At 38.6% G+C, this 25090-nt stretch carries 20 protein-coding genes and 1 pseudogene; 9 read left to right on the top strand and 12 right to left on the bottom strand.

Annotated elements, in window-relative coordinates:
• Nucleotides 1–10: 10 nt before the first annotated feature.
• The 5 genes from NQ782_RS01890 to NQ782_RS01870 are packed head-to-tail and all read right to left on the bottom strand — an operon-like array spanning nt 11 to nt 7970.
• The gene (locus tag NQ782_RS01890) at nt 11–640 is read right to left on the bottom strand and encodes a molybdenum cofactor guanylyltransferase (RefSeq protein WP_001032655.1); all 630 of its coding nucleotides are present in this window, start codon (nt 638–640) and stop codon (nt 11–13) included.
• Nucleotides 637–3417 carry a nitrate reductase gene (locus NQ782_RS01885; protein WP_057093881.1) on the bottom strand — a complete coding sequence of 927 codons (2781 nt, stop codon included), beginning with the start codon at nt 3415–3417 and terminating at the stop codon, nt 637–639. The genes NQ782_RS01890 and NQ782_RS01885 overlap by 4 nt, the downstream gene beginning before the upstream one ends.
• Nucleotides 3418–3435: 18 nt before the next feature.
• The gene (gene nirD, locus NQ782_RS01880) at nt 3436–5058 is read right to left on the bottom strand and encodes a nitrite reductase small subunit NirD (protein WP_001028494.1); all 1623 of its coding nucleotides are present in this window, start codon (nt 5056–5058) and stop codon (nt 3436–3438) included.
• Nucleotides 5059–5070: 12 nt separating this feature from the next.
• Nucleotides 5071–7617 carry a nitrite reductase large subunit NirB gene (nirB, locus tag NQ782_RS01875; protein WP_000780171.1) on the bottom strand — a complete coding sequence of 849 codons (2547 nt, stop codon included), beginning with the start codon at nt 7615–7617 and terminating at the stop codon, nt 5071–5073.
• Between the two features lie 11 nt (nt 7618–7628).
• The gene (locus tag NQ782_RS01870; RefSeq protein ID WP_000114559.1) at nt 7629–7970 is read right to left on the bottom strand and encodes a hypothetical protein; all 342 of its coding nucleotides are present in this window, start codon (nt 7968–7970) and stop codon (nt 7629–7631) included.
• Nucleotides 7971–8354: 384 nt separating this feature from the next.
• Here NQ782_RS01870 and NQ782_RS01865 point away from each other — a divergent pair, with 384 nt between their 5' ends.
• Nucleotides 8355–8945 (top strand): ANTAR domain-containing response regulator, encoded by a 591-nt coding sequence (locus NQ782_RS01865; RefSeq protein WP_001125253.1) that lies wholly within the window; start codon nt 8355–8357, stop codon nt 8943–8945.
• Nucleotides 8946–9956: an ABC transporter substrate-binding protein gene (locus NQ782_RS01860; RefSeq protein ID WP_049068583.1), complete on the top strand. Its 1011-nt coding sequence runs from the start codon at nt 8946–8948 to the stop codon at nt 9954–9956.
• Nucleotides 9957–9972: 16 nt separating this feature from the next.
• On the opposite strand, the pseudogene NQ782_RS01855 reads toward NQ782_RS01860, so the two are convergent.
• Nucleotides 9973–10073, bottom strand: a pseudogene (locus NQ782_RS01855) (hypothetical protein).
• A gap of 216 nt (nt 10074–10289) precedes the next feature.
• On the opposite strand from NQ782_RS01855, the gene NQ782_RS01850 reads away from it, so the two are divergent.
• The 4 genes from NQ782_RS01850 (at nt 10290) to accC (ending at nt 14133) form a co-directional block, all read left to right on the top strand.
• On the top strand, nt 10290–11618 hold the full coding sequence (locus NQ782_RS01850) for a Y-family DNA polymerase (RefSeq protein WP_057093879.1): 1329 nt from the start codon (nt 10290–10292) through the stop codon (nt 11616–11618).
• 235 nt (nt 11619–11853) lie between these two features.
• Entirely contained in the window at nt 11854–12309 is a 456-nt protein-coding gene (aroQ, locus tag NQ782_RS01845; RefSeq protein ID WP_000099414.1) for a type II 3-dehydroquinate dehydratase, read from the top strand.
• 17 nt (nt 12310–12326) lie between these two features.
• The gene (gene accB / locus NQ782_RS01840) at nt 12327–12746 is read left to right on the top strand and encodes an acetyl-CoA carboxylase biotin carboxyl carrier protein (protein WP_000354611.1); all 420 of its coding nucleotides are present in this window, start codon (nt 12327–12329) and stop codon (nt 12744–12746) included.
• A 16-nt stretch (nt 12747–12762) separates the two neighbouring features.
• Nucleotides 12763–14133: an acetyl-CoA carboxylase biotin carboxylase subunit gene (accC, locus tag NQ782_RS01835; RefSeq protein WP_000939648.1), complete on the top strand. Its 1371-nt coding sequence runs from the start codon at nt 12763–12765 to the stop codon at nt 14131–14133.
• Between the two features lie 54 nt (nt 14134–14187).
• On the opposite strand, the gene NQ782_RS01830 is transcribed toward accC, so the two are convergent.
• From NQ782_RS01830 to NQ782_RS01820, 3 genes are all read right to left on the bottom strand, one after another.
• Entirely contained in the window at nt 14188–14691 is a 504-nt protein-coding gene (locus NQ782_RS01830) for a hypothetical protein (RefSeq protein ID WP_001238663.1), read from the bottom strand.
• Nucleotides 14692–14838: 147 nt separating this feature from the next.
• On the bottom strand, nt 14839–16005 hold the full coding sequence (locus NQ782_RS01825; RefSeq protein WP_199983518.1) for an MFS transporter: 1167 nt from the start codon (nt 16003–16005) through the stop codon (nt 14839–14841).
• A 284-nt stretch (nt 16006–16289) separates the two neighbouring features.
• Nucleotides 16290–17153: an iron-containing redox enzyme family protein gene (locus NQ782_RS01820; protein ID WP_000037356.1), complete on the bottom strand. Its 864-nt coding sequence runs from the start codon at nt 17151–17153 to the stop codon at nt 16290–16292.
• Nucleotides 17154–17476: 323 nt separating this feature from the next.
• On the opposite strand from NQ782_RS01820, the gene NQ782_RS01815 reads away from it, so the two are divergent.
• From NQ782_RS01815 to NQ782_RS01805, 3 genes are all read left to right on the top strand, one after another.
• Nucleotides 17477–18049 (top strand): TetR/AcrR family transcriptional regulator, encoded by a 573-nt coding sequence (locus NQ782_RS01815; protein ID WP_000043926.1) that lies wholly within the window; start codon nt 17477–17479, stop codon nt 18047–18049.
• 611 nt (nt 18050–18660) lie between these two features.
• Entirely contained in the window at nt 18661–20001 is a 1341-nt protein-coding gene (locus NQ782_RS01810) for a PepSY domain-containing protein (RefSeq protein WP_086231111.1), read from the top strand.
• A gap of 164 nt (nt 20002–20165) precedes the next feature.
• Nucleotides 20166–21839: an FMN-binding glutamate synthase family protein gene (locus NQ782_RS01805; protein WP_086231112.1), complete on the top strand. Its 1674-nt coding sequence runs from the start codon at nt 20166–20168 to the stop codon at nt 21837–21839.
• A 41-nt stretch (nt 21840–21880) separates the two neighbouring features.
• Here NQ782_RS01805 and NQ782_RS01800 read toward each other — a convergent pair whose 3' ends face one another.
• The 3 genes from NQ782_RS01800 to murB are packed head-to-tail and all read right to left on the bottom strand — an operon-like array spanning nt 21881 to nt 25078.
• On the bottom strand, nt 21881–22909 hold the full coding sequence (locus NQ782_RS01800; protein WP_001290023.1) for an alpha/beta hydrolase: 1029 nt from the start codon (nt 22907–22909) through the stop codon (nt 21881–21883).
• Nucleotides 22909–24039, bottom strand: a complete 1131-nt coding sequence (locus tag NQ782_RS01795) for a YdcF family protein (protein ID WP_001127152.1) — start codon at nt 24037–24039, stop codon at nt 22909–22911. The genes NQ782_RS01800 and NQ782_RS01795 overlap by 1 nt, the downstream gene beginning before the upstream one ends.
• 4 nt (nt 24040–24043) lie before the next feature.
• On the bottom strand, nt 24044–25078 hold the full coding sequence (gene murB / locus NQ782_RS01790) for a UDP-N-acetylmuramate dehydrogenase (protein WP_001166920.1): 1035 nt from the start codon (nt 25076–25078) through the stop codon (nt 24044–24046).
• Nucleotides 25079–25090: the final 12 nt, after the last annotated feature.

Here is a 25090-nt window from a genome sequence, read left to right as displayed (position 1 = left end):
GATTGAAGTTCTAATTTGTCGAAAAAATCTCTTTAAATGCTTTAATTTGTTTGTATTGTTGAAGTTCATCTAAAGAATTAATGCTATGGAAAAATAAGTTCTGCTTTTGAAAAATGGCTACTTGTGCATGTAAAAGTTTAAAGCAATTTTTTAAACTCAATTGTTGCTTATCAATTTGCTGCTCTAAAACTTCTAGACTTTCACGTTTTAACAAACAAAATGGGTATAAAGCATCTCCGTTAATTGAAACGTAAGCTGCCTGAGCCTGTTTATTTTTGCGAAGTGCGCTGTGTAATTTCGCAACGACTTGCGTAGGTATGTAGGTCACATCACAAGGAATAAACAAAACATAATCTGCTCGTACATGAGACCATGTGCTTTTCATCCCCATAAGCGGACCAAAAAAACCAGAAGCATCATCTTGAAAACATTTAATATCTGGCACAATACTTTGATAGATTGAATAGTCTCGATGACTATTCACCCAAATTTCAGATACTGAAGATTTTAGCTTTTGGTGAATCTTAAGAAGTTGCGTATCGCCATCGAATTGCTGCAACAGCTTATTTAAACCATTCATACGGCGGGCTTGTCCACCCGCCAGAATGACCAGATCAGTTATGGGATATCCCTTATTCACACTTCTACCTCTTGCTGGCAAGCTTTAATTAAGCCACGGATTTCAGGTAAACATGATCCACAATTGCCACCAGCTTTTAAACAAGCAGTGACCTGTTTTTCATGGGTAATGTTTTGTGTTTTTATTGCTTCGATAATTTTATTCTTACCTACTTTAAAACAACTACACACCAAAGGCCCATCATTATTGGTAGCCGACATTGGCATACCTGCTAGTAAAGCTTTACGGTGCAAGGCGCTCAAACGTTCTCGTTTAAACAGACTTGCTACCCAGTCACGGTCTGGCAATAAATCTGGCGGTGCAATATATAGACTTGCAATTACAATGCCATCTTTCAAAATAACGCTATGGCTCAGCTGTGAAGAAATATCTTCTATGCTTAACCATTCAAAGGTTTCATCAGCAAATGGCAAAAATCTTTTCAGATTCTTTTGAGTATCATGAAAAGTTTGGCGGTCTGCAAGTTCATAGCGATTGGTTTTCACCATTTTGACTTTAGTCCACCATGCACAGTGATGTAGCGATTCTTGAATGTGCGAATCGTATCCTTCACGAATATAGAGCACGCCTTGCCAAGTGGTATAGAACGGCTGAATAGTTACAGGCGTATGTTTGAACTCGGGCTCACCTGAAATTGCATCAACTTCCGGATTCACGACTTTACCAATACGGGCGTCGGATGCGACCTGTTCAGTCCAGTGAATCGGTGCAAAAATTTGCCCACGACGGACACCTGATGAGAATGTCACGCGCAGTACACAACTGCCCCATTTCGAACGAACTTCTACCAAACCTTGATCACGTACACCAAACTTCAATGCATCACTTGGATGAATCTCACAGAATGGTTCAGCACGGTGACTGGTTAAATTTGGCGACAAACCAGTACGGGTCATGGTATGCCATTGATCACGAATACGCCCCGTATTCAAAATGAGCGGATAATCTTCTGAAATTGCATGTACCGGATTAATAGCAACAGTCGGAATCAATTTTGCCTTAGCATTTTTATGGCTAAACTGGCCCTTGCCAAACAGTTGTTGAACGGCTTTAGCGTCTTGTTTTTTATCCCATACTGGCCATTGCACTGGTTGTAGAGCATCATACTCAGCAGTACTTAGGTTCATTAAACCTTTTAAGTTGAAATAACGGAACGTATAAGTTTGCTCACGTGCTTCAATGTCCGCATTATCTTGTGCTGACAAAGCCGCATGTTCATTAAAAATATCAACAGCACTATTAAAGTCAAAACCTTTAAAGCCTAATTTTTTCGCAACTTGACTCACTGACCACCAATCCGCCTTTGCTTCACCCGGCGCAGGTAAAAAAGCACGTTGACGTGAAATACGGCGTTCGGAGTTGGTTACTGTACCGTCCTTTTCACCCCAACCTAAAGCTGGAAGTAACACATCAGCGTAAGCCGTAGTATCCGTATCGGCACAGATATCTGACACAACGACCAATTCGCATTTCTCTAAAGCACGTTTCACCTGATCGGCATCTGGTAAACTTACCACCGGATTGGTTGCCATAATCCAGATGGCTTTAATTTTTCCAGCTTCAACAGCACGGAACAAATCAACAGCTTTTAAGCCAGCTTGAGTTGCAATAAATGGGCTGTCCCAAAAGGTTTGCACTACTTTTTGATGTAAAGGGCTATCTAAGTCCATGTGTGCCGCTAGCATGTTGGCTAAGCCACCCACTTCTCGACCACCCATAGCATTGGGCTGGCCTGTCATTGAAAATGGTGCAGCACCGAGCTTTCCAATTTTACCTGTTAGTAAGTGGCAATTAATAATGCTGTTGGCCTTATTCACACCCTGACTTGATTGGTTCACACCCATTGAAAATAGCGTGATTACCTTTTCAGTCTGCGCAAATTTCTTAAAGAACTGTTGCATCTTATCGAGTGCAATTCCTGTACGCTTTGCCACATATTCCACATTAGCTTCTGGCTCGCTGCTTGCCAAAACCTCTTGCAAACCTTCAGTATAGGCATCCACAAAGGCCTGATCGGCATGACCATTTTGATATAGATATTGGAATAGTCCGTTAAACAATGCGACATCTTGGCCCGGTAAAATCGGTAAATGTAAATCCGCTTGCTCACAAGTACTGGTAAAACGTGGGTCAATCACCACAACAAACATATCTGGATTGTGGCTTTTAGCCTGCATAATCCGCTGATACAGCACAGGATGGCACCATGCGGTATTGGAACCAACCAAAACCACCATATCTGCATGTTCAAAATCTTCATAACTTGCAGGCACAATATCTTCACCGAAACTACGTTTGTGACCTGCCACTGCAGATGACATGCAAAGGCGTGAGTTGGTATCGATATTTGCAGTGCCCAAATAGCCTTTTACAAACTTGTTCACCACATAATAGTCTTCAGTCAAAAGCTGACCTGAAACATAAAATGCAATGCTGTCACGACCATATTTGTCGATACAAGACTGGAATTTATCGGCAATTTTATTGATTGCTGCATCCCATGTGGTTACAGTCCGAAGTGGCTTACGACCAAACATCGGTTGAAGTAGACGTGTTTCTAACCCCAAAGTATCCGCAAGTCGGCTACCTTTAATGCATAAGCGCCCAAAGTTGGAAGGATGCTCAGCATCCCCCTCAACTTGCACCACAGGTCCTTGAGGTTTTTGTTGAACGTTTACACTAACACCACAACCTACACCGCAATATGGACATGTTGTTTTAGTTGTTTTTGCAACATGGTCGGAGCTATCGATTTCAACGCTTGGAATACTATTCATAACTGCTCCTTTCCCTATTTAGCCTGCATTTTTTAATGCAAAATCTCGACCAAATAGCAGCTTATTTCTAAATGAAGAAACAGGAGTTTGATCTGCAATTAACTCTGCATACCACATGCCATCTTCAGTATCACCGAACAGTACTGCACCGATTACCCGATCGTTTTGAATGATAATGCGTTTATAAATCTGGCGTTTTTCATCGTTCAGAATAATGTCTTCATAATCATCTTTCGGTTCAAAATTGCCCGCCGAGAATACATCGACTCCACTGACTTTTAACTGAGTCGGTACGGTCGGTGCTTTAAAAGTTAAGCTGCCGTGCTCTGCTAAATGGGTCGCGCAAATAAAAGCTTGCCCCCATAGTGGCTCAACTAAACCAAAGGTCTGTCCACGATGTTCGATACACTCACCCACCGCATAAATACTTGGGTCAAATGTTTGCATGGTGTCATTCACCAACACCCCTCGATTGCAACGTAGACCAGCACTTTGCGCCAAAGCAATATTCGGACGGATACCTACAGCAAACACCACAAGGTCAGCATCTAACACTGTGCCATCTTTCAAACGGATTTGTTTGACATGACCATTTTCATCACCGATTAACGCTTCGGTATTGGCTTCGGTAATAATTTGAATGCCTTTTTGCTCAATACTATGACGAAGTAATTGACTCGCACGCCCATCAAGTTGGCGTTCCATAATACGGTCCATTAAATGCAATACCGTGACGTTCATACCACGTTGCTTTAAACCATAGGCAGCTTCTAAACCCAGCAAACCGCCGCCAATCACGACTGCATTAGTTTTTGAACCACAGTATTCAATCATGGTGTTAACATCATAAATATCGCGGAAAGTTAACACCCCTTTTAGGTCAACACCTTGAACTGGTGGAATAAATGGTGCCGAGCCTGTTGCCAGAATCAAACGGTCATAATCAACTGTCTGGCCTTTTTCGGTGTAAACCACTTTACGCGGACGATCAATTTTTACGGCTTTATCACCAGCAATAAATTTAATGCCTTTATCGTCGTACCACTTCGGTGGATGCAACATAATGTCTTCAATGGTTTTCTCACCCGATAAAACCGGAGACAACATAATACGGTTATAGTTACCCCATGGTTCTTCACCAATCACCGTAACTTCATAACGGTCTGGGGCCATATCAAGCAAATCTTCCAGACAACGCATCCCTGCCAAACCATTCCCGATCAGCACCAGTCTAAGTTTGTCTTGTGATACACCTGTATTGGTAATATAAGTTTTTTGCGGCACCGCATTGACCCAAACACGACCATCAACAATTTTGCTCGGATAAACCGCCAATTTTTGGTCTTTATCTTCTAAACAACGGCCCGTAGCTAAACTGAAATGTTGTTTATAAATTGGTGATGCAACGACGCGTTCGCCTTGTAAATCACCAATAATCCCGCGGCTCATCACATTCGCTTGGCTAAACGGATCTTTATTGCTCAGTACATAAACACGTTTTTCATGCCCCACACGGAAGATTGCAACCGCTTGACCGCCCACTAGCGCTCCTGCACCCGTGTTTGGGGTTAAATCATCGAGGGCACAAACGTCAATCCATTGATCATCAGGAAGCATATTTTTGTCTTGTACAATATTCATATAAGTTCTCCTTTATGCTTCAACCATTGGAATGCGGTCTTCTGAACGTTCAGCTTCAGTTAATGGGCGGATTTGACCACGTTCAGTTGTAAATTGAATGTGCGGATCAGCTTGTTCATTCGCTCCTGCATTGATATAGGTCTGGAAGCGTTTACGAACTTCTGGGTTTTCGACAGCTGTACGCCACTCGTCTTGATATGTACCAATAATGTGTTCCATACGGCGCTCAAGCTCGGCAGCTAAACCAAGAGAATCATCAACGATCACAGATTTAAGGTAGTCTAGACCGCCTTCCATGTTGTCACGCCATACACTGGTACGTTGTAAACGGTCTGCCGTTTGAATGTAGAACATAAAGAAACGGTCGATATAACGAATGAGTGTTTCTTTATCGAGGTCAGATGCGAGTAATTCTGCATGACGTGGTTTCATACCACCGTTACCACATACATAAAGGTTCCAACCCTTTTCAGTGGCAATCACGCCTACATCTTTACCTTGCGCTTCCGCACACTCACGTGTACAGCCAGACACTGCCATTTTCAATTTATGCGGTGAACGCAAACCTTTGTAGCGGTTTTCAAGTTCAATCGCTAAACCAACCGAGTTATCTACCCCGTAACGGCACCAAGTGCTACCCACACAAGATTTCACTGTACGTAACGACTTACCATAGGCATGACCAGACTCGAAGCCCGCAGCATTTAACTCTTCCCAAATAAATGGAAGTTCATGAACTTGCGCACCAAACATATCAACACGTTGACCACCAGTAATTTTGGTGTACAAGTTATATTTCTTCGCAATTTGACCAATCGCAATTAAGCCATCCGGAGTGACTTCCCCGCCTGCCATACGCGGTACAATTGAGTAAGAGCCATCTTTTTGAATGTTACCTAGGTAGTAGTCGTTACTGTCTTGCAGGCCTGCATGACTTGGCTTAAGTACGAAATCATTCCAGCAAGAGGCCAAAATATTTGCTGCCGCCGGTTTACAAATATCACAACCTAAACCATGACCATGTTGATGAATCAAATCATCAAATGTCTTGATTTCATTGACACGAACCAAGTGATACAACTCTTGACGCGAGTACGGGAAGTGTTCGCAAATGTGATTGTTAACAGTCACACCTTGACGTTGTAACTCTGACTTCAATACTTGAGTCACTAATGGTGCACAACCACCACATGCTGTTGCTGCTTTGGTGCATTTCTTTAATGCACCTAAAGAGGTCGAACCATCACTAATTGCTTGGCAGATGTCTGCTTTTGATACGTTGTTACATGAACAAATAGTCGCGCTGTCTGGCAGCAAATCGACTCCGCTGCCACCAGATTTTGCTGCTGATTGCTCAAAACCCGGCATGATTAAACTTTCAGGCACTTCCGGTAAAGCCAGACCATTCAACATCATTTGTAAAAGGTCGTTGTATTCTTTGGCATCACCCACTAAAACCGCGCCAAGCAATTTGGTTTTGTCGGCATTTACAACAATCTTTTTATAAACCAGTGCATGTTCATCTGCATAGAAATAGCTTAATGCACCTGGGGTCATGGCATGTGCATCACCAACAGAAGCAACATCAACGCCCATCAACTTCAACTTGGTGCTCATGTCTGCGCCAGCGAAGCAATGACACTCTTCATCTAAAATGTGTTTTGCTGCAATACGCGCCATGTCATAGCCCGGTGCAACCAAGCCATAAATTTTATTTTGCCAAAGCGCACATTCACCAATGGCATAAATGTTTTGATCTGATGTTTGGCAATAATCATTAATTACAATACCGCCACGCTCACCAATCGCAAGTCCGCTATTACGCGCTAATTCATCCCGTGGGCGGATCCCCGCAGAGAATAAGATCACATCAGTTTCGAGTTCACTACCGTCGGCAAACTTCATCACATGAGTGGTATTTACCCCAGACTCAATAGACTGAGTCGCTTTTTGTGTATGGACTTTTACACCTAAATCTTCAATTTTACGGCGTAAAACCTTGCCCCCTAAGTCATCAATTTGAACTGCCATCAAACGTGGTGCAAACTCAACAACGTGTGTTTCTAAATCTAAATCACGTAATGCTTTGGCTGCCTCAAGTCCAAGTAAACCACCGCCAATTACTACGCCTGTTTTAGCCTTTAAACTTGCTGCACGAATGGCATCTAGATCTTCAATGGTACGGTAAACAAAACAGTTCTCGCGGTCATTACCCGGAATTGGCGGAACAAATGCATATGAACCGGTCGCCAGCACCAACTTGTCATAGCTAATCACATCACCATGATTGGTTGTTACGGTTTGTGCAGCTGTATCAATCGCCACTGCTTTAGTATTTAAACGCAGGTCAATGCCATACGCATCAGCAAAATCAAAGCGTGCTAAAGATAAATCTTTTGCCGATTTCCCTGAGAAGTATTCAGTCAAATGCACGCGGTCATATGCGATACGAGGTTCTTCTGCAAGAATCGTGATTTCCAGTTCATCATCTGCTTTTTCTAAAATGGCTTCGATGAATTTGTGGCCCACCATACCATGACCAATCATTACCAATTTCATAGTGTTTCTCCTCAAATCACGTTGCTTTTAAGCTGCGTTCTTGCGTTCTCAAATAGACATTGTTGTTTTGCCTTGTGCTCTACCGAGAAACGTATCAACATCACAAAGCGTATAGCTGCTTGGAACCCATTTTTTCCACTCGTTGACGACACCCAATGCATAGCAAAGTCATAAAAACAAATAAAAAAAGCGAGCCCCCTCATACGGAAAGCTCGCATCGCTGAAACTGAAAAATTAGTTAATTCAGATGTAACTTTTTTATGCAATAAAAATAAAGACATAACCTTCACTCCGACTGAACGTAAATTTTCTGTGTGTACAGTTGCACTCACAAATTCGATCAGAACGGACATCGTTGGCCGTCTTTAAAACTTATGGTCGTCTTCGACCTGTAATTAACTAAGCATTTTGCATGCCAATTCTTTTTAAAATTAATATTAATAATTTTTTATTTTTATTTTCAAATACTTAATACAAAACCCATTTTTATCCAAAAAGAATATTTAATTTTCCCTGCACTATTGCTGCTCGTCTATATGGTTTAAACAAAAATAAGTCTTGCCACAAAATGAATCGCTTTTTTGCACCAATATTGATCAAAACAATGCATTAGCATAGTAAAGGACCACTCATGCCTAATTTTTTGTTTAATTTTGGATGGCACTAATCTTGCTTAAAAATTGATAACAAAAAACGCGTCGAATTGGCGCATTTTCTTAGCCTGATTTTCTGAACTTATGCCAAAACTCAAAATAGCTCTTATCGATGATGATCATGCGCGGGCCGACTATATAAAAAATAGTCTGCTTGAAAATGACTTTGAAGTGGTTGCCTGCCTTACTTTGGACCACTTAAATATTTTTCGTCTTGAAGATTTACAAGCCGATGTCATCTTGCTCGATATGGATCATCCCCATCGTGACATTATTGAAAGTTGTGTGAGTAGCTATGACCTACCAACTGTTCTATTCACTAAAAATTCAGATAAAGACACCATCAAACAAGCTATAGATGCAGGCGTAACGGCTTATATTGTAGATGGCATAGACCCCGCCCGCTTACATACCATTTTAGAGATTTCAATTGAGCAATATAAAAAACATAAAAAGCTCGAAGGTGACTTAAAAGAAGCTCAAACCAAACTGGCCGATCGTAAAGATGTTGAAAAGGCCAAAGTGCTACTCATGCAACTGCATGGCTTACCTGAAGACACAGCTTTTCAATTACTCAGAAAAAATGCCATGAGTCACCGTATAACGATTGGAGAAATGGCACGGCGTTTACTTGACGCTCAAAAATTACTAAATGATCAACTAAAGGATGAATAAATGAGCAAATTAGAAAAGACTCAATTGCAACTCGGCTATATTCCTTTACTTGATTGCATCGCTTTACTTTGGGCAAAGCAGCAAGGTTTCTTCGAAGAAGTCGATTTAGATGTTACTTTAGTCAAAGAAGCATCATGGGCAAGTCTACGCGACCGTTTAGCTTTTGGTTTATTAGATGCTGCACATTGTTTATCTGCAATGCTCCCTGCAGCAGCAATGGGTGCAGATCAAATTGGTATTGCACTGCAAACCCCGCTCGTTTTAAGTAAAAACCGTGCTTTTATCAGCTTAAGCCAAAAATTAATTCATCAATTGGCTATTCAAGAAAACGATAATGCACAAACTACCGCCCAAAAAGTTACTCAATACATTGAGCAAGATCATACTCTTTCTCTAGCCCATGTATTTAAACATTCAATCCATCATTATTGTTTAAGAGAATGGCTTGCGTTGGCAGACTCTAGAATAGCTCAAATGCTCAAACTCAAAGCACTTCCGCCACCGTATATGGTCGAAGCTTTAGATAACCATGTGATTGATGGTTTTTGTGTGGGAGAGCCTTGGAATACTCAAGGAGAACTTTTAGGCTTAAGTAAAATCGTCTGCTCAAGTCAAGACATTATTCCCAATGTGGCAGATAAAGTTCTCGCAGTAACTCAAGAATGGGCTGAACAACATCCTCAAACCTTAGTTGCCCTTACAACGGCAATTATGAAAGCTCAAAAAGAATTGAGTAATTTAAAAGATTTTGCACCTGTCTTAAAGTTATTGGTCGAGTTTGGGATTGTCCGATTTCACTGTTCTGAAGAAGTACATGTCGATAAATATTATATGATTCAAAATATTGTAAAGTACTTGGTTAAAGAAAATGCGGCTCCCCAACCTGAAGATTTCCATTGGTTATTTCAGCAAATGCAAAAATGGGAAAAACTTCAATTAGCCCCTGATCAAATCATAGAACTGAGTGCACAATGCATTAATCTCGAGTGCTACAATCAAGCCAAACTCTAAAAAATACTTAAACACATTATAAAAAAAAGCTGTCTTTATTAACAAAGACAGCTTGAAAGACCCATAAGACAAATGCGTTATACGCATTACTACATTTAAAAGACTCAACTCATCGATTAAATATAGCTCTTATGTTTCCGATCATAACCAATTAAAACTTATCATTTTCAGACATTTCCATATCAATAACTGACATTTCATAGATTTTATCTCCTATCTATAATTTCGACGAACAACTGAAACTCCCCTAGATATCAGCCCGTAATTTTGTTAACTTGATTATGTTACAAATTCAAAATGCAGATTTCAGTTAATGAGTAAGGGAATGAAATCATGAAAGATATCTCACACCGTGAAGTTTATGCACTGGTTGATATTAATAATTGCTATGTCAGCTGTGAGCGTCTTTTCAACCCTAAACTCAATGATAAACCTGTAGTTGTTTTATCTAATAACGATGGATGTGTGGTCTCACGTAGTGAAGAGGCAAAACTTTTAGGAATAAAAATGGGAGTACCTTGGTTCCAAATTGAAAAAGATGCTTTACAAGCAGGCGTTCAAGTCTATTCAAGCAACTACACTTTATATGCCGAGATGTCCCGCCGTTTTTTTGCTGTTCTCGGTGAGTTTTTCTCTCCAGATGATTTAGAAGCCTACTCTATAGATGAATGCTTTATTCATCTCACCCCTTACCTCCAATCTATCGATATCTCTGACTACTGCAATAAAGTGAGAAGCACTCTCCTAAAATGGTTAGGCTTACCTTGTTGCATTGGAATTGGATATTCAAAGACACAAGCAAAACTTGCCAATCACTATGCTAAGAAAATTAAAAGTTTTAAAGGAGTATGTAATTTCATCACCTTAGATCCATTAATTATGGAAGACCTCATGCAACAGACATCAGTCAAAGAGGTATGGGGAATCGGCTATCAATTAGTCAAACAGCTACAAAGTTATGAGGTGTACACATGCCTAGACTTAACTTTTGCCAATGAACACCATATGGCAAAGGCATTTTCTGTGGTCATGGCACGCACTATTCGTGAGCTAAAAGGCCAATCATGTATTGAACTTGATGATCCAGCTATTCCAACGAAACGGATTTTAGCATCACGAAGTTTTGCTCAAGCTTTATCCAGTATTGAGATTATTAAACAAGCACTTATCTTTCACCTTAACCGGGCACATCGCCGTTTAATGAAACAAGAACAACTTTGTGCCTGTGTTCAAGTTATGCTTTATGAAAAAACCGACAAACCGCCCTATAAAAAAGCCACATCTCAAGCAATTGGTCTTCATTATGCAACAGATGATTTATGCATACTTACTAAAGCAGCTATGCAGCAAATTGATGTTTTATATAAAGAAAATAAAAGTTACATAAAAATTGGAGTATTATTTTGTGCTCTACACGCACGTCAGCAACATATTGATGATTTATGGCAGCCTCTGGAACTTATTCATCAAAGACGACAATTGATGGAAACTTTAGGTACAGTCCGTAAGCGCTTTGGTAGCCACTATTTACAAGTTGGATATCACTCACGTAATCCATCTTGGCAAATGAAACAATGTCATCGCTCAAAAAATTACCTAACACGCTGGAATGAAATGTTAACGATTGAAGATGCTTATACCCCCGTTACACAAAATACATGAACTGTTTTTGTCAATTCGGTTTAAAATAAGCTCCGTTAAATTACTTGAAATTTTGTCATTTTTTAACATTGCTAATTCGTCGCAAAATTTACAATATATAAGCCGAATTTGGTGTACCCTTTCTGCGACAATTAAAAGAAATTATAAAAAACTTGTAGAAACATATGCCATAATAAGCAAACTTTGCAGACATCTTGCAAAGATTATTTGCAACTTTAGAGCTGGAGCAATCTGAATGAGTTCGACCATTTTGGTAATTCATGGACCGAATTTGAATTTGCTGGGAAAACGCGAACCAGAAGTATATGGTCATCTTACCCTAGACAATATCAACCAACAACTTATTGCTCAAGCTGAACAAGCCTCAATTACACTAGATACTTTTCAAAGCAACTGGGAAGGTGCCATTGTTGACCGTATTCATCAGGCACAAACAGAAGGCGTAAAACTGATTATTATTAACCCTGCTGCCCTCACTCACACTTCAGTTGCTTTACGCGATGCCTTACTTGGCGTTGCCATTCCCTTTATTGAAGTACATTTATCAAATGTTCACGCACGTGAAACTTTCAGACATCACTCTTATTTATCAGACAAAGCAATTGGCGTGATTTGTGGTCTAGGCGCAAAAGGTTATAGCTTTGCACTCGATTACGCTATTGAAAAAATTCAACCATCTAACCCAAACTAGTTCAGGAATAGTCGCCCATGGATATCCGCAAAATTAAGAAACTCATCGATTTAATGATTGAGTCTGACTTGCAAGCGATTGAAGTTAAAGAAGGTGATCAATCGATCGCTTTAACTCGTCGCAATCCTGTCGTTGCTGCGGCTGGTGTAGCACTTCCGGCAGCTCCTGTTGCTGAAGCACCTGTTGCAAAAACACCACGTGGAGCAGTTGAAACTTCTCCTATGGTTGGTGTGTTCTATGCTGCTCCAAGCCCAGGCGAAGCACCATTTGTTAAAGTAGGTCAAACAGTATCTGCTGGTGAGACTTTGGGTATTATTGAAGCAATGAAAATCATGAACCCGATTGAAGCAACTCAAAGCGGTGTGATTGAAGAAATTTTAGTGAAAAATGGTGAAGTGATCCAATTCGGTCAACCTTTATTCCGTTATCGCGCGTAATACCCCGGGGACATCTATGTTGCAAAAAGTTTTAATTGCAAACCGTGGTGAAATCGCTTTACGAATTACCCGGGCTTGCAAAACATTAGGAATCAAAACTGTTGGTATCTATTCAGATGCCGATAAAGATTTGATGCATTTACGTTTCGTTGATGAAGCAGTATGTATTGGTCCGGGTGCAAGTAGTGATAGCTATTTAAACATCCCGGCAATTATTACTGCTGCAGAAATTACTGGTGCCGATGCAATTCATCCAGGTTATGGCTTCCTTTCGGAAAATGCCGAGTTTGCTGAAATTGTAGAAAGCTCAGGTTTCACATTTATTGGCCCTCGCCCAGAACATATTCGTTTAATGGGTAACAAGGTTTCTGCAATTGTTGCAATGAAAAAAGCTGGCGTACCTACGGTACCTGGCTGCGACCATGCTGTAACTATCCATAACGCATTAGCTGAAGCGAAAGAAATCGGTTTCCCGCTTATTGTTAAAGCGGCAGCTGGTGGTGGTGGCCGTGGTATGCGTATTGTTGAACGTGTAGACACACTACTTGAGTCAGTTCAAGCGGCTCAACGTGATGCAGAAATGTGGTTCGGCGATGATACCGTGTATATGGAACGCTTCTTACAAAAACCTCGCCATGTCGAAGTTCAAGTTTTGGGTGATGGTAATGGCCACGCGATTCATTTATATGACCGTGACTGTTCATTACAACGTCGTCACCAAAAAGTGTTAGAAGAAGCTCCTGCTCCAAATCTACCGGAACAAGCACGTGCTGATATTTTACAAGCCTGTGTACACGCATGTCAGTTAATGCAATATCGTGGTGCTGGTACGTTTGAATTCTTATTTGAAGATGGTGAATTCTTCTTCATTGAAATGAATACTCGTGTTCAGGTTGAGCACCCTGTAACTGAAATGGTAACTGGGGTTGACATTATTGAACAGCAATTACGTATTGCAGCTGGTTTAGGCTTAGAGCTTCAACAAGAAGATATTGAAGTTCGTGGTCATGCCATTGAATGTCGTATCAATGCCGAAGATCCAACAACATTCTTACCTTCACCAGGTAAAATTGAAAGTTTCTATGCACCAGGTGGTGCGGGTATTCGTTTAGATTCTCATATCTATCCTGGATATAGCATTCCGCCATATTACGATTCAATGATTGCAAAATTGATTGCTCATGGTAAAGATCGTGAAACTTCACTTGCCCGCATGCGTCAAGCGTTAGATGAAATGATTCTTACAGGAATTAAAACCAATATTCCTTTACATAAAGATCTTATTTTGCAGGATAAAAACTTCTGTTCTCAAGCAATGGACATCCATTACCTTGAAAAACACTTGTTAAAGCAAGTGGAAGAAGAAAAGAAAGCTGAAACTGCTTAATCTGCTTCATATAAAAAAGCCTCTTAAATAAGAGGCTTTTTTATATCTACTTGTTTATGGCAACATACGGCGTAAAGTTGCGAAACATTGCTCACCCTTAGCCGTTGAGCAGAAATTAATAGTATGGTCATTTTTCCATTGCACGAAATATTGAGAAATATCACCTGTCTGATCTTGCTTCTGACCAGAACAATCTACTTTATTATTATCAAACTTAATTTGCATTACTAAAGCCGATAGCTGCTCTTTAGGGTCATCAGATGGCTGATATTCATAAATACCGTATGACCACTCTTCACCACTTTTAATCACCACATCGTTACTACTGCGGAAATTATAATACTCTACACATTTTTTATTATTTGGAATCTCCATTCCCCATAATCCCATAATTTCAGGACGCGTAACAATACGTATAGCATTAGGATTACTTGCAGTGCGAACAGGTTGTTCTGTTGGCTGTTGAGTCACTGTCTCAGCCATAGCAAAACCAGAACAAGCCAATAATAATCCCATAATATAAATATTTTTCATAGATTTATTAATCATTAAACGCATGGGTTTAAGTTAGCACATTTTTTTAGAAAAACATTGTTTCATAACCATATAAAAACAATATTTTTCAACCGTAACGAACCGATACTTCTCATCAAACAATTTCTATCTTTAACTCTGTATTCCTAACAATTTTTATCACTATTTAATCTAAGAAACTGACTTTTCGATTTGTTTAGGTAACCAATAGACAAAGCACATACCAAATAGAACCACTAAAGCAGCGATCATAAAAATATGCTCGCCCGTAAGAATTTTCCAGTAATGACCAGCCAAAATGCTCCCAAACGCCACTCCAAGCCCCCACATGGTGCTATAAAAAGCCTGACCTCGACCTTGTTGCCCTATTGAAAAGTTTTGAAAGATAAGCCTCATTGCGATGAGATGAAATAAGCCAAAACTAAAAGCGTGTAGGCACTGTGCAAATAACTGACCTATGAAATAGTGAGAGAAAATAGCAACTAATAACCAGCGTATACTTGTCAAAATCAAACATACTGCTACAAGGCTACGCCAAGAAAAATATTTAAAAAACGTAGTTGCATATGCAAACATCACAATTTCAGAAACCACGCCCATAGCCCATAAAAAACCAATTTCCGTCGTACTAAAATTTAACGATTTCAGAAAATTGCTATAGAAGCTATAAAAAGGTGCATGTGAAAAAAGAAGAATAAACTCAATTGTGAAAAAAGCAGCAACTTCAGGACGTTTCAGCACGGGCAATAAAGGTTCTAAATGCTTTTGTGAAGTTGGGGCCCCTTCTGGTTCACGTATCGTAAATGCCCAAATAAATGCTAATGAGGCAATGATAAGCAATAATATAGGCAACATTGAAATCGGAATGATTTCTAAAATTGCCCCTATTGTAAATACACCTACAATAAACCCAACTGATCCCCATTTTCGAATCTTGCCATAAAGTTTCGCCCTTTGGTCTCCTAACCAAAATAAAGTTACTCCTTCAAATTGAGCTAAAATAGCGTTTTGGAAAAAACTAAAAATAAGCATCAGTAAAGCGACGGACTGAAAGGTATTAGGAATTATAAAAATAGCCAACCATATACATGCCTCCATCCATGTGGCAATCCGCACTAATAGCATTCTTTTACCGGATTTATCGGCGATCCAGCCCCAAACCAAAGGGGCAAAGAAGCGCGTCACAATAGCAATAGAAGATAAAATACCTATCTCTTGATAATCAAATCCCTGATCTTGGAGATATAAGTTCCAATACGGCATAAATGTGCCAACAATGGAATAATAAAAGAAGTAGAATCCGCCTAATCTGGTTTGGATTGTAAATGGTGGGAACAAGACGTAAACCTTTGTACTTTCAATAGGTTAAAAATTTTAGATAGCTGTATATGAATGTATTCATTTGCTCACACTTATAGGATGCATGTTTTTAAGCCCCATACATATCAACTTACTGACTTTCGTAATTCTATCATTTCCCACAGATGCAAATAATGTATTAAATGAAATACTTCAGGTTATTAGTTTATAGATGGGCTGGATTTAAAGTATTAAAAAAGCCTATTCATATGTGAATAGGCTTTTTAGTTTTTATCAATTATTCGTCTTACTATGAATACAAGTTATGCTAACTTCTTTGCTTCTAAGTAGTGAATATCAGCAATTTGTGCATCCCAAAACTCATTCCATAAAGCACAATAATCCATACAAAGCGTTGTTAAGCTTTCATAGTCTTCTTTAGTTATTGCTTGCGCTAACGCAAACCAGAGATCATCTTCATGATCATCATCTGCTGCTTCTGAGGTTTCGTCAGTAGATACCCCATGAACATGGTAATAGCCGCCACCTTCAACATCTACACCAATGGCTTTAGTCGCTTCACGAAGTGGTGGGCTAAAAAGAATCACTTCTTCTTCCGCCACTGCAAGTAAAGCAACTACTTTAATATAACTATCATAAGATGATTCTAGAAAATTTCTTACCTGATCTGCAATTTTTGAAGGTTGATACTCTCTACGGTCCTTCTCACTCAAACCATAATCATTTAATAAATCTTCATATAAAGGATAATGTGCATACTCCGGATTACCTAGATAATAATTGTCTGGGTCTGTTCCTGGTCTAAAACCAAATTCATCAAGTACATTTAAACTTAATAAAACACGTGGAAACATTTTAGCTCCAGAATGGAGTTTAGGCTCCAATTGTTTTGTCTGGAACTGGGCCATTAATAAGGCATCAGTAAAGATCTGAACAATCGCATGACGATATTCTAAATGAATTCTTGTTAAAGTGAATTTATCAAGCAATCCATTATTTAAAACTTCGATCGCCGGATGTTTACATACTGGTAATTCAGCAATTCTCGCTCTTAATTGTTTGAGAAATTTTAGATTTTCTTCCCACTGTTCTGTAGGAATACTATTCTTCATCCCCAGTAATGCCTTTTGTCTTGGATTATCGAAATCTTCAAATTTTTTTGACATAATCATTCTCAATAACAAATTAATTCTTATAGTTAGGTTATGAGTTCCCCATTATTTTAATCGTGCATTCATTTGCTACTAAATAAAATTGTATACTCATCCCTAAACAATTTGATATTAGGTTTATTATTACTACAAATCAATGGATAATTTAATGAATTTTTTTAATGAATCAAATAACAATTAATATCGAAAAATACTATTTTTTTAGGCTCTCACATGTTGTATTACATTAGCGTTTTCAATATGATTAAACTGACTTTTGCCAGAGCACTAGCCTTAAAAAAGAAACGGATTTCAAAAGATTTACTACGGGGAAATCGATGTCAAAAAGAGACACTATTATAAAAACAGCAACTGCCCTTTTTAATGAAAAAAGCTATAACTCTATTGGAGTGGACAGAATTATTGCTGAATCCAATGTTGCAAAGATGACATTCTACAAGTATTTTCCTTCAAAGGAAAAGCTAATAGAATCATGCCTTTACAAAAGGAATTCTGATATACAGTCTGCTATATTAGAAAGAATCAATACCAATGACCTACCTTTAGTTCAACTCAGAAGCTTATTTAATTGGTATATTGACTGGATTTACACAGAAGACTTTAATGGATGCTTATTTAAAAAGGCAACTATGGAAGTAGTACAACTTTACCCATCCGTTAAAAATCCTATTAATGAATATAGAGAATGGCTCTATGAGCTTGTTTTTTCTATTTTAATTAAAATTCAGGTAGAAGACGCCGCTGCATTAACCAATCTATTTCTTAATATCCTCGATGGAGTTATTAATGATGGAACAATTGATAAAAATTTAATTAATGCTGAAAAAACTTGGTCTTATATTAAAAAAATAATCGATCTTGAGAAAATTGAGGAATTAGTCGCTATTTAATTTAATAACATTGAAATACTAGACTAAAAAACAAGAGTGTATACTTTTGTTTTTTAGTCTAAAAGCTTCATTTAAAAATTTTATTAAGCAGTAAATATTATAAAAATTAATAAGATAATTTTTCTTAAAATATTAACCAATAGAATTAGTAACAATATAAAACTCTCTCAAAAAGCTTAGACATAAACCATTAATATCCATAAAAGAGTTCTTACTCATTAGCTGTATTCACTCAAACCAACATCATAAATCTATTGGTACTAGAATAAATTAAGAAATTATAATTATTAAGAAATAAATCATAGGCTATTTAGTTTCTCTAGATAAATTAAAAGAATAATATTTAAAACAAACTTAACAATAAAAATTTTTCTATAAAGTGCTTTTTCATAAATATCTATACTAAATATTGTATTGATCATATGAGCTGTGTATTCAGAGAGCAAAATTTACGAGATATTTCATAACACCAAGCACCAGCATTGCTAGCAATTTAGCACAATGATACTTTAGAAAATCTACAATCAAGCTGGCCAATGAAAAGTGCAATTTCAAAATACAATTTAAAGTAGATATACTTCACGACAAAGTTTGCTCGATATCACTTTAAAATGTCCCCTACTTCTAGCTTTTGGCGTAGTCTGTTCCGTCTCATACATATTTATGCTGGTATTTTTATTGCCCCATTTATATTTGTTGCCGCATTTACTGGCTTACTATATGCAATTACGCCTCAGCTAGAGCAATTCATCTATAAAGATGTATTATACGTTCAGCCTTTAAATAAGGAGATACACCCTCTAAGCCAGCAGATTGAAAGCGCAAGAGAGGTCATGCCTGCAACTGCAAAAATTACAGAAGTCAGACCATCACCAAGCCCTGTGCAAACTACGCGGGTTATTTTTTCCGATCATACACACCATCTAAATAATGAAGCCATTTTTATTGATCCTTATACGCTTTCTGTAAAAGGACAACTTGCTGTGTATGGAACCAGTGGCGTATTACCGTTACGTACATTCTTAGATCAATTACACAGCAATTTATTATTAGGAAAATGGGGACGTTTTTATAGTGAACTTGCTGCAAGTTGGCTTGGTTTTTTAACTTTAAGTGGGCTATACAGTTGGTGGAAGCGTCGCTCAAACTTCAAAAACAGACAAACAAATAAAAATCACTTATTAAAATGGCATAGTTCTATTGGGTTAGCTTTACTACCACTTTTATTGTTCATTGCGATTACTGGTCTTACATGGTCTCAATGGGCTGGTGATAATATTCGTATTGCCCGTCAATGGTTAAACTGGCAAACACCAACATTGACCACCTCACTAAATCAGATTTCATTGCCAGAAATGGCTCATCATGAACATCACGAAATGATCATGAAAACGCCAAATTTAGACATCATGCCAGCTGAATTCGATTCTGTATTAGCAATTGCTCGAGCAAATGGGATTAATTCAACAGAAATACAAATCAAACCGCCAGTTGCTGAGAACCAAGCTTGGACTGTTGCGGAAATACAGCGTAAATGGCCCACACAAGCAGATAGTATTGCGATTGATATGCATGAACACAAGGTAATCGATAAACTCGCTTTTAAAGATTATTCATTAGTTGCAAAACTTACACGCTGGGGAGTTGATGCACATATTGGGGTACTATTCGGTTGGGTCAATCAATTAATTCTGGTTCTGTATGTGCTCGGGCTATGTGTAATGATTGTTTATGCGTATAAAGCTTGGTTTAAAACCTCCAATGTAAAACTTACGACCCATCATTTTATTAACCAAACTTTGTTCGTATGGAAACATGCAACTACACAACAAAGAATAATTACGACATTAATGCTTGCTATTCTAGGGCTGAGTTTACCTATTTTTGGATTTAGCTTAGTCATCACCTTATTTATTTTGCTCATAAAAAAACAGCTCCCTCTTAAAGCTTAATAAAGCTCTGGTCTTTGCCAACTCATCAGCTTCTCGTATTAGAGAGATGATCAGTTGGTAAAAGATTAAATGAATAAAATACCGGTTAAACAATTCCCTACTTGTAGTTTTGGCTGCTTCTTGGCAAGGTATGTGCCAGTAAAACATTAGGAATTTGTTCACATATGGCGAGTCCGGCACAAATCATTCGACATAAATTTCTCAATACATTCTTTTCACGCCACTCTATTTGGTTCTTGTGTATTTTTACTGCACTCACAATCACGTGGTTTAGAACCGTATATACACCTCATAGTATTTATTATTTTATTTCGGATACTTTACTCAACGGTTTATGGGTCGTCAGTAGCGCATTAAGCTTATTAGGTCTATATGATGTCCTACAAAATAGACATTCAATCTTAAGAAATTACCCGATTATGGGCCATTTCCGTTTTTTATTTGAAGATATACGCCCTGAAATTCGCCAATACTTTATTGAAGCGGATCAAGATGCCCTTCCTTTCTCGCGTATGCAAAGAAGTTTGGTTTATCAACGTGCTAAAAATGAGAATGCAGATAAACCTTTTGGATCAATTATTGATGTCTACCAAGAAGATTATCGCTTTATTGTTCATTCCATTAGTCCATGTCCACCAGCGGATCCTAAGAGTTTCCGTATCCAAATTGGTAATGCCCAATGCCTTCAACCTTATAGTGCATCCATTATGAATATCTCTGCCATGAGCTTTGGTAGTTTAAGTGCGAATGCAATACGTGCATTAAACAAAGGAGCACAATTAGGCGGTTTTTATCACGATACCGGTGAAGGTAGTCTCAGCCCTTATCATTTAGAAAATGGTGGTGATATTGTTTGGCAAATTGCCAGTGGATATTTTGGCTGCCGAACTTTAGACGGAAAATTTGATGAACAGAAGTTTGCTAAGCAGTCTCAATTGCCACAAATCAAAATGATTGAGCTTAAGCTTTCGCAAGGGGCTAAACCGGGCCATGGCGGTATTTTACCTAAACATAAGATTACTGCTGAAATTGCCGAGATCCGTGGTGTTTCCCGTGACCATGATTGTATCTCTCCTGCGAAGCATTCAAGCTTTTCGACACCAATTGAAATGATGCATTTCTTACAGAAGTTACGAACTTTATCTGGTGGTAAACCGGTAGGTTTCAAACTGTGTATTGGTCAACCTTGGCAGTTTATGAGTATTGTAAAAGCAATGCTTGAAACAAAAATTGTGCCTGATTTTATTGTAGTTGATGGTTCTGAAGGTGGCACTGGCGCAGCCCCTATTGAGTTTAGTGACTATATCGGAACACCATTACGTGAAGGCCTACGTTTTGTGCATAACACACTTGTAGGTGCTGGCCTAAGAGATCAAGTTAAAATTGGTGCAAGCGGTAAAATTATTAGTGCATTTGATATTGCCAGCACATTTGCACTCGGTGCAGATTGGGTGAACTCAGCACGTGGCTTTATGTTTGCAGTTGGATGTATTCAAGCGCAAAGTTGCCATACAAACCAATGTCCTGTAGGCGTTGCAACCCAAGATAAAGATCGCCAGAAAGCACTCCATGTACCGACCAAAGCAGAACGCGTATTTAATTTCCACAAAAATACATTACATGCATTATCAGAAATGATTGCTGCGGCAGGTTTACGTCATCCATCGGATATTAAAGCTCATCATTTAGCTCAACGGATTAATGACCGTGAAATTAAAAACTATGCTCAATTACACTTCTTCTTAGAAGAAGGTGAGCTTTTACAATCTGAACTGAAAAATGATGATGATAATTTCTATTATCGTATGTGGAATATGGCTGACGCCAATCATTTTTAAATAGTTAAAACTGAAGCTGCCTCTATAGGCAGCTTCAAACTTTAATAATAAAAATGTTTCGGCTTTGCATGTAAAAAGGCTGGAATTAAACCTGTTAAAGCCGCACGAATATCTGCACGTTCGTTAATTAATTGATGGGAACCCTCTTCCAGCATCAATAAGGTTTGAAGCCTAAACTTACGGCGAATAAACTCGATGTTGTAACGCCAGTCTACTGTTTGATCTAATGCCCCTTGTGCAAGCCAGACAGGAATACGACAAGCAGGTCGCTCTTCCATTTCCTGCATCCATTTTGACATTGCCAAAATCCAGTCCATGCCCATCATGCGTGGCTGCAATGGATCTTTTAAACGAATAAATCTTAAAAATTCAGGATTATGGTTATTCCGTCTAAAGTGTCGAGGCACTTGACGCTTAATACGACGAATAATGCCTAGACCTACCGGATTATGCCACCATGCTGTTTTAGCAGGTCGAATTAATGGTGAAAGCAATAAAACCCTATCGACGATTGGGTCTTGTCTTTTTTCTGCATACTCAAGCAAGTGATGCATCCAGATTGCCCCACCCGTACTTTGACCAATACCTACCCATGGTTTCGGTAATTGATCAGCATGTTTGACATATTGATAAACCGCCATCAAAACTTGTTGATAATGGTCAAAATTTTGAATACTTGCAGGTGAACCATTACTCAAACCATGACCAGGTAAGTCGTAGGTAATAACACTAAAGCCTTGTTCAAGTATTTCGCGAATAATGGGCTGATAAATTCCGCTATGCTCCAGATAACCATGCAATAAACATACGGTTCCTTGGATTTTGTCTAATTTAGGTTTAAAAACTTGGACATGCAGACGAAATAAAGGCATTTGGACATAGCCTTGCCAATGCTCACAGTCCAGTAAATGTAAACCGTATAATTTACGGTATGCTAAAAGCTCACGAGAAGGTTCTTCTAAGGTATTTAAATTGAGTGGGCTTAAAACTTGCGGAGTGAGTTCACGGTTCGGAACCGGTAAATCTAATTGTTTTAATACGGCAGGATTGAGAAATGGAATCTCAGACATTAAGGCACCTCTCGACAATCACTTGAACCAAATAACATGTCACGAATTGTCGCAAGTAATTCATAATTTGCACGACGACTATGATCGTAGTTTTGTGTACTCGGTTGCCAACGTGTAAGCGGGGTTGGCATTGGAGCGGTAACAGGAATAGTTTCTATCCCATTTAAAGCAAATAAACGGCGCGTACGTGGCATATGATATTCATCTGTGACCAACATAACTGTAGGCGCACCACCTTTCTTTTGAAGTAACAATGAACTAAAGCGAGTATTCTCACAGGTATTCATACTGCGCTTTTCTAATAATTTTGCATCTACTCCACGTGCTTTCAACCATGCTTGCATATAAGGGGCTTCAACTCCACTTAATACGATAGGTAGATGGTTTTTCTTTTCAACTTCTAAGGTTTTTTCTAGTCTTAACCGCGTATAGCTGTTAACTACAATATCTTTGCCATTTTTATCTAAAGTTAAACCACCGCCCAATACTACAATCGCATAAGGCTCTGATAACTTTTTAGGTTGAGCAGGCAGAGGGTTTTTACGAACATATTCAACTTTCTGCTCAGGCTCACTCGCCGCTTTTTGATGCTCTGGCACTACAGGTTTTCTTGCTAAAAACTCCGTATATTGTTCTGTAAGGGCTTTATTTTCAGAACTATTAATAGAAAGTGCTGCATCAATAGGGCTACTTGCTTCATCGGCCGCATCAATTTCTGAGTTTTTCGCAACCAAAGGAACACTCACAGCCGTCGTTTCTTTCTCTTCCTGTAGTTCTTGTTCTTTTTCTTCTAAAAGAATAATTTGCTGCAAAGCCTTATAGTTTTCTTGTATGTAACCCAAATCTGCTGTCTTATTTTCACGTAAAGCATCTTCTGTTAACTTCAAATAAGCCTGACGAGCAATCCATAAATTTGACCCCGGCTCTAAGTTATCATGTTCACTTAATGCTGCTTTTCGCTGGCTTTCCGCAGCCACCTCATTAACATCTACCGGAACAAAATAGTTAAGTCCAGCTACAATAAGTTTTGAATAAAACGGCGAATACAAAAAAATCACGAAACAGCCTAATAGTACAAATAGTACAGTAACTACTTGTACAAAACGTACCATCAAGTGTACTTTTGGCATAAAACTATTCCGTATGATTTTCAATTAAACCTAAATTGTTATAAAGCACAGGCTCTGGTTCTAACATAATTTGGAAACGCTGTTCAACATCATGTTGTACAGCTTGATAAGTTTTCTTTACATCCGCAAGAGATGCATTGGCATAATTCACCAAAACCAAGGCTTGCTTATGGAACATTCCCACTACACCGAGCTGTTTACCTTTCCATCCAGCCTGATCAATTAACCAACCAGCAGCAATTTTAACGTTACCATTAGCCTGAGGATAATGTGGAATTGTTGAGAATTGTGCGATTAATCGTTCAAATTCTTGAGTATTTACAATCGGATTTTTAAAGAAACTTCCTACATTCGGATATTCTTTTGGATCAGGTAATTTACTTTGACGAATATGAATGACCTGATTTTGTAAATTTTCAGCAGTCAGGTTATCTCCTACTGCCTGTTTTAAATCGCCGTAATTTAGCTTTAGGTTGGCTTGTTTAAGCAGCTTAAAGGTGACATGAGTAATGATGTAACGAGCTGGGTCATCTTTAAAAATGCTATGTCGATAAGAAAAATGACAATCTGCTGCCGAAATTGATCCGGTTTGTTTTAATAGACGGTCATAGACTTGTACCGACTCAATAAACTCACCAACCTCAACACCATAAGCACCAATATTTTGCACTGGTGAAGCACCAACCAAGCCCGGAATAAGTGCCAAGTTCTGTAAGCCAAACCAATTTTGTTTTGTAGTATATAAAACGAAATCGTGCCAAACCTGTCCTGCACCGACTTTAACTCGAATAAAATCCTGATCTTCAGATAAAACGTCTATGCCCTGAATATCAAGATGAATAACTAAAGCATTAATTTGTTGCGGTAATAGCATGTTACTACCGCCAGATAATACAAGTACATTTAGCTCATGCTCTTTAGCAAAAGCTAAAGCTTCTTCAATATCTTCAATAGATTTGACCTTAGTGTAATGAGAAGCTGTAACATCTAAACTTAAAGTATTGAATGGCTTAAGCTGTACTTGATTTTGAATTTGCATTGTATTGAAAAA

The organism is Acinetobacter sp. BD54 (assembly GCF_044778325.1).
In the GTDB taxonomy this organism is placed as follows: domain Bacteria; phylum Pseudomonadota; class Gammaproteobacteria; order Pseudomonadales; family Moraxellaceae; genus Acinetobacter; species Acinetobacter baumannii.
Note: the sequence above shows the minus strand (reverse complement) of the source record. Positions and strands in the feature narration are given on the sequence as shown.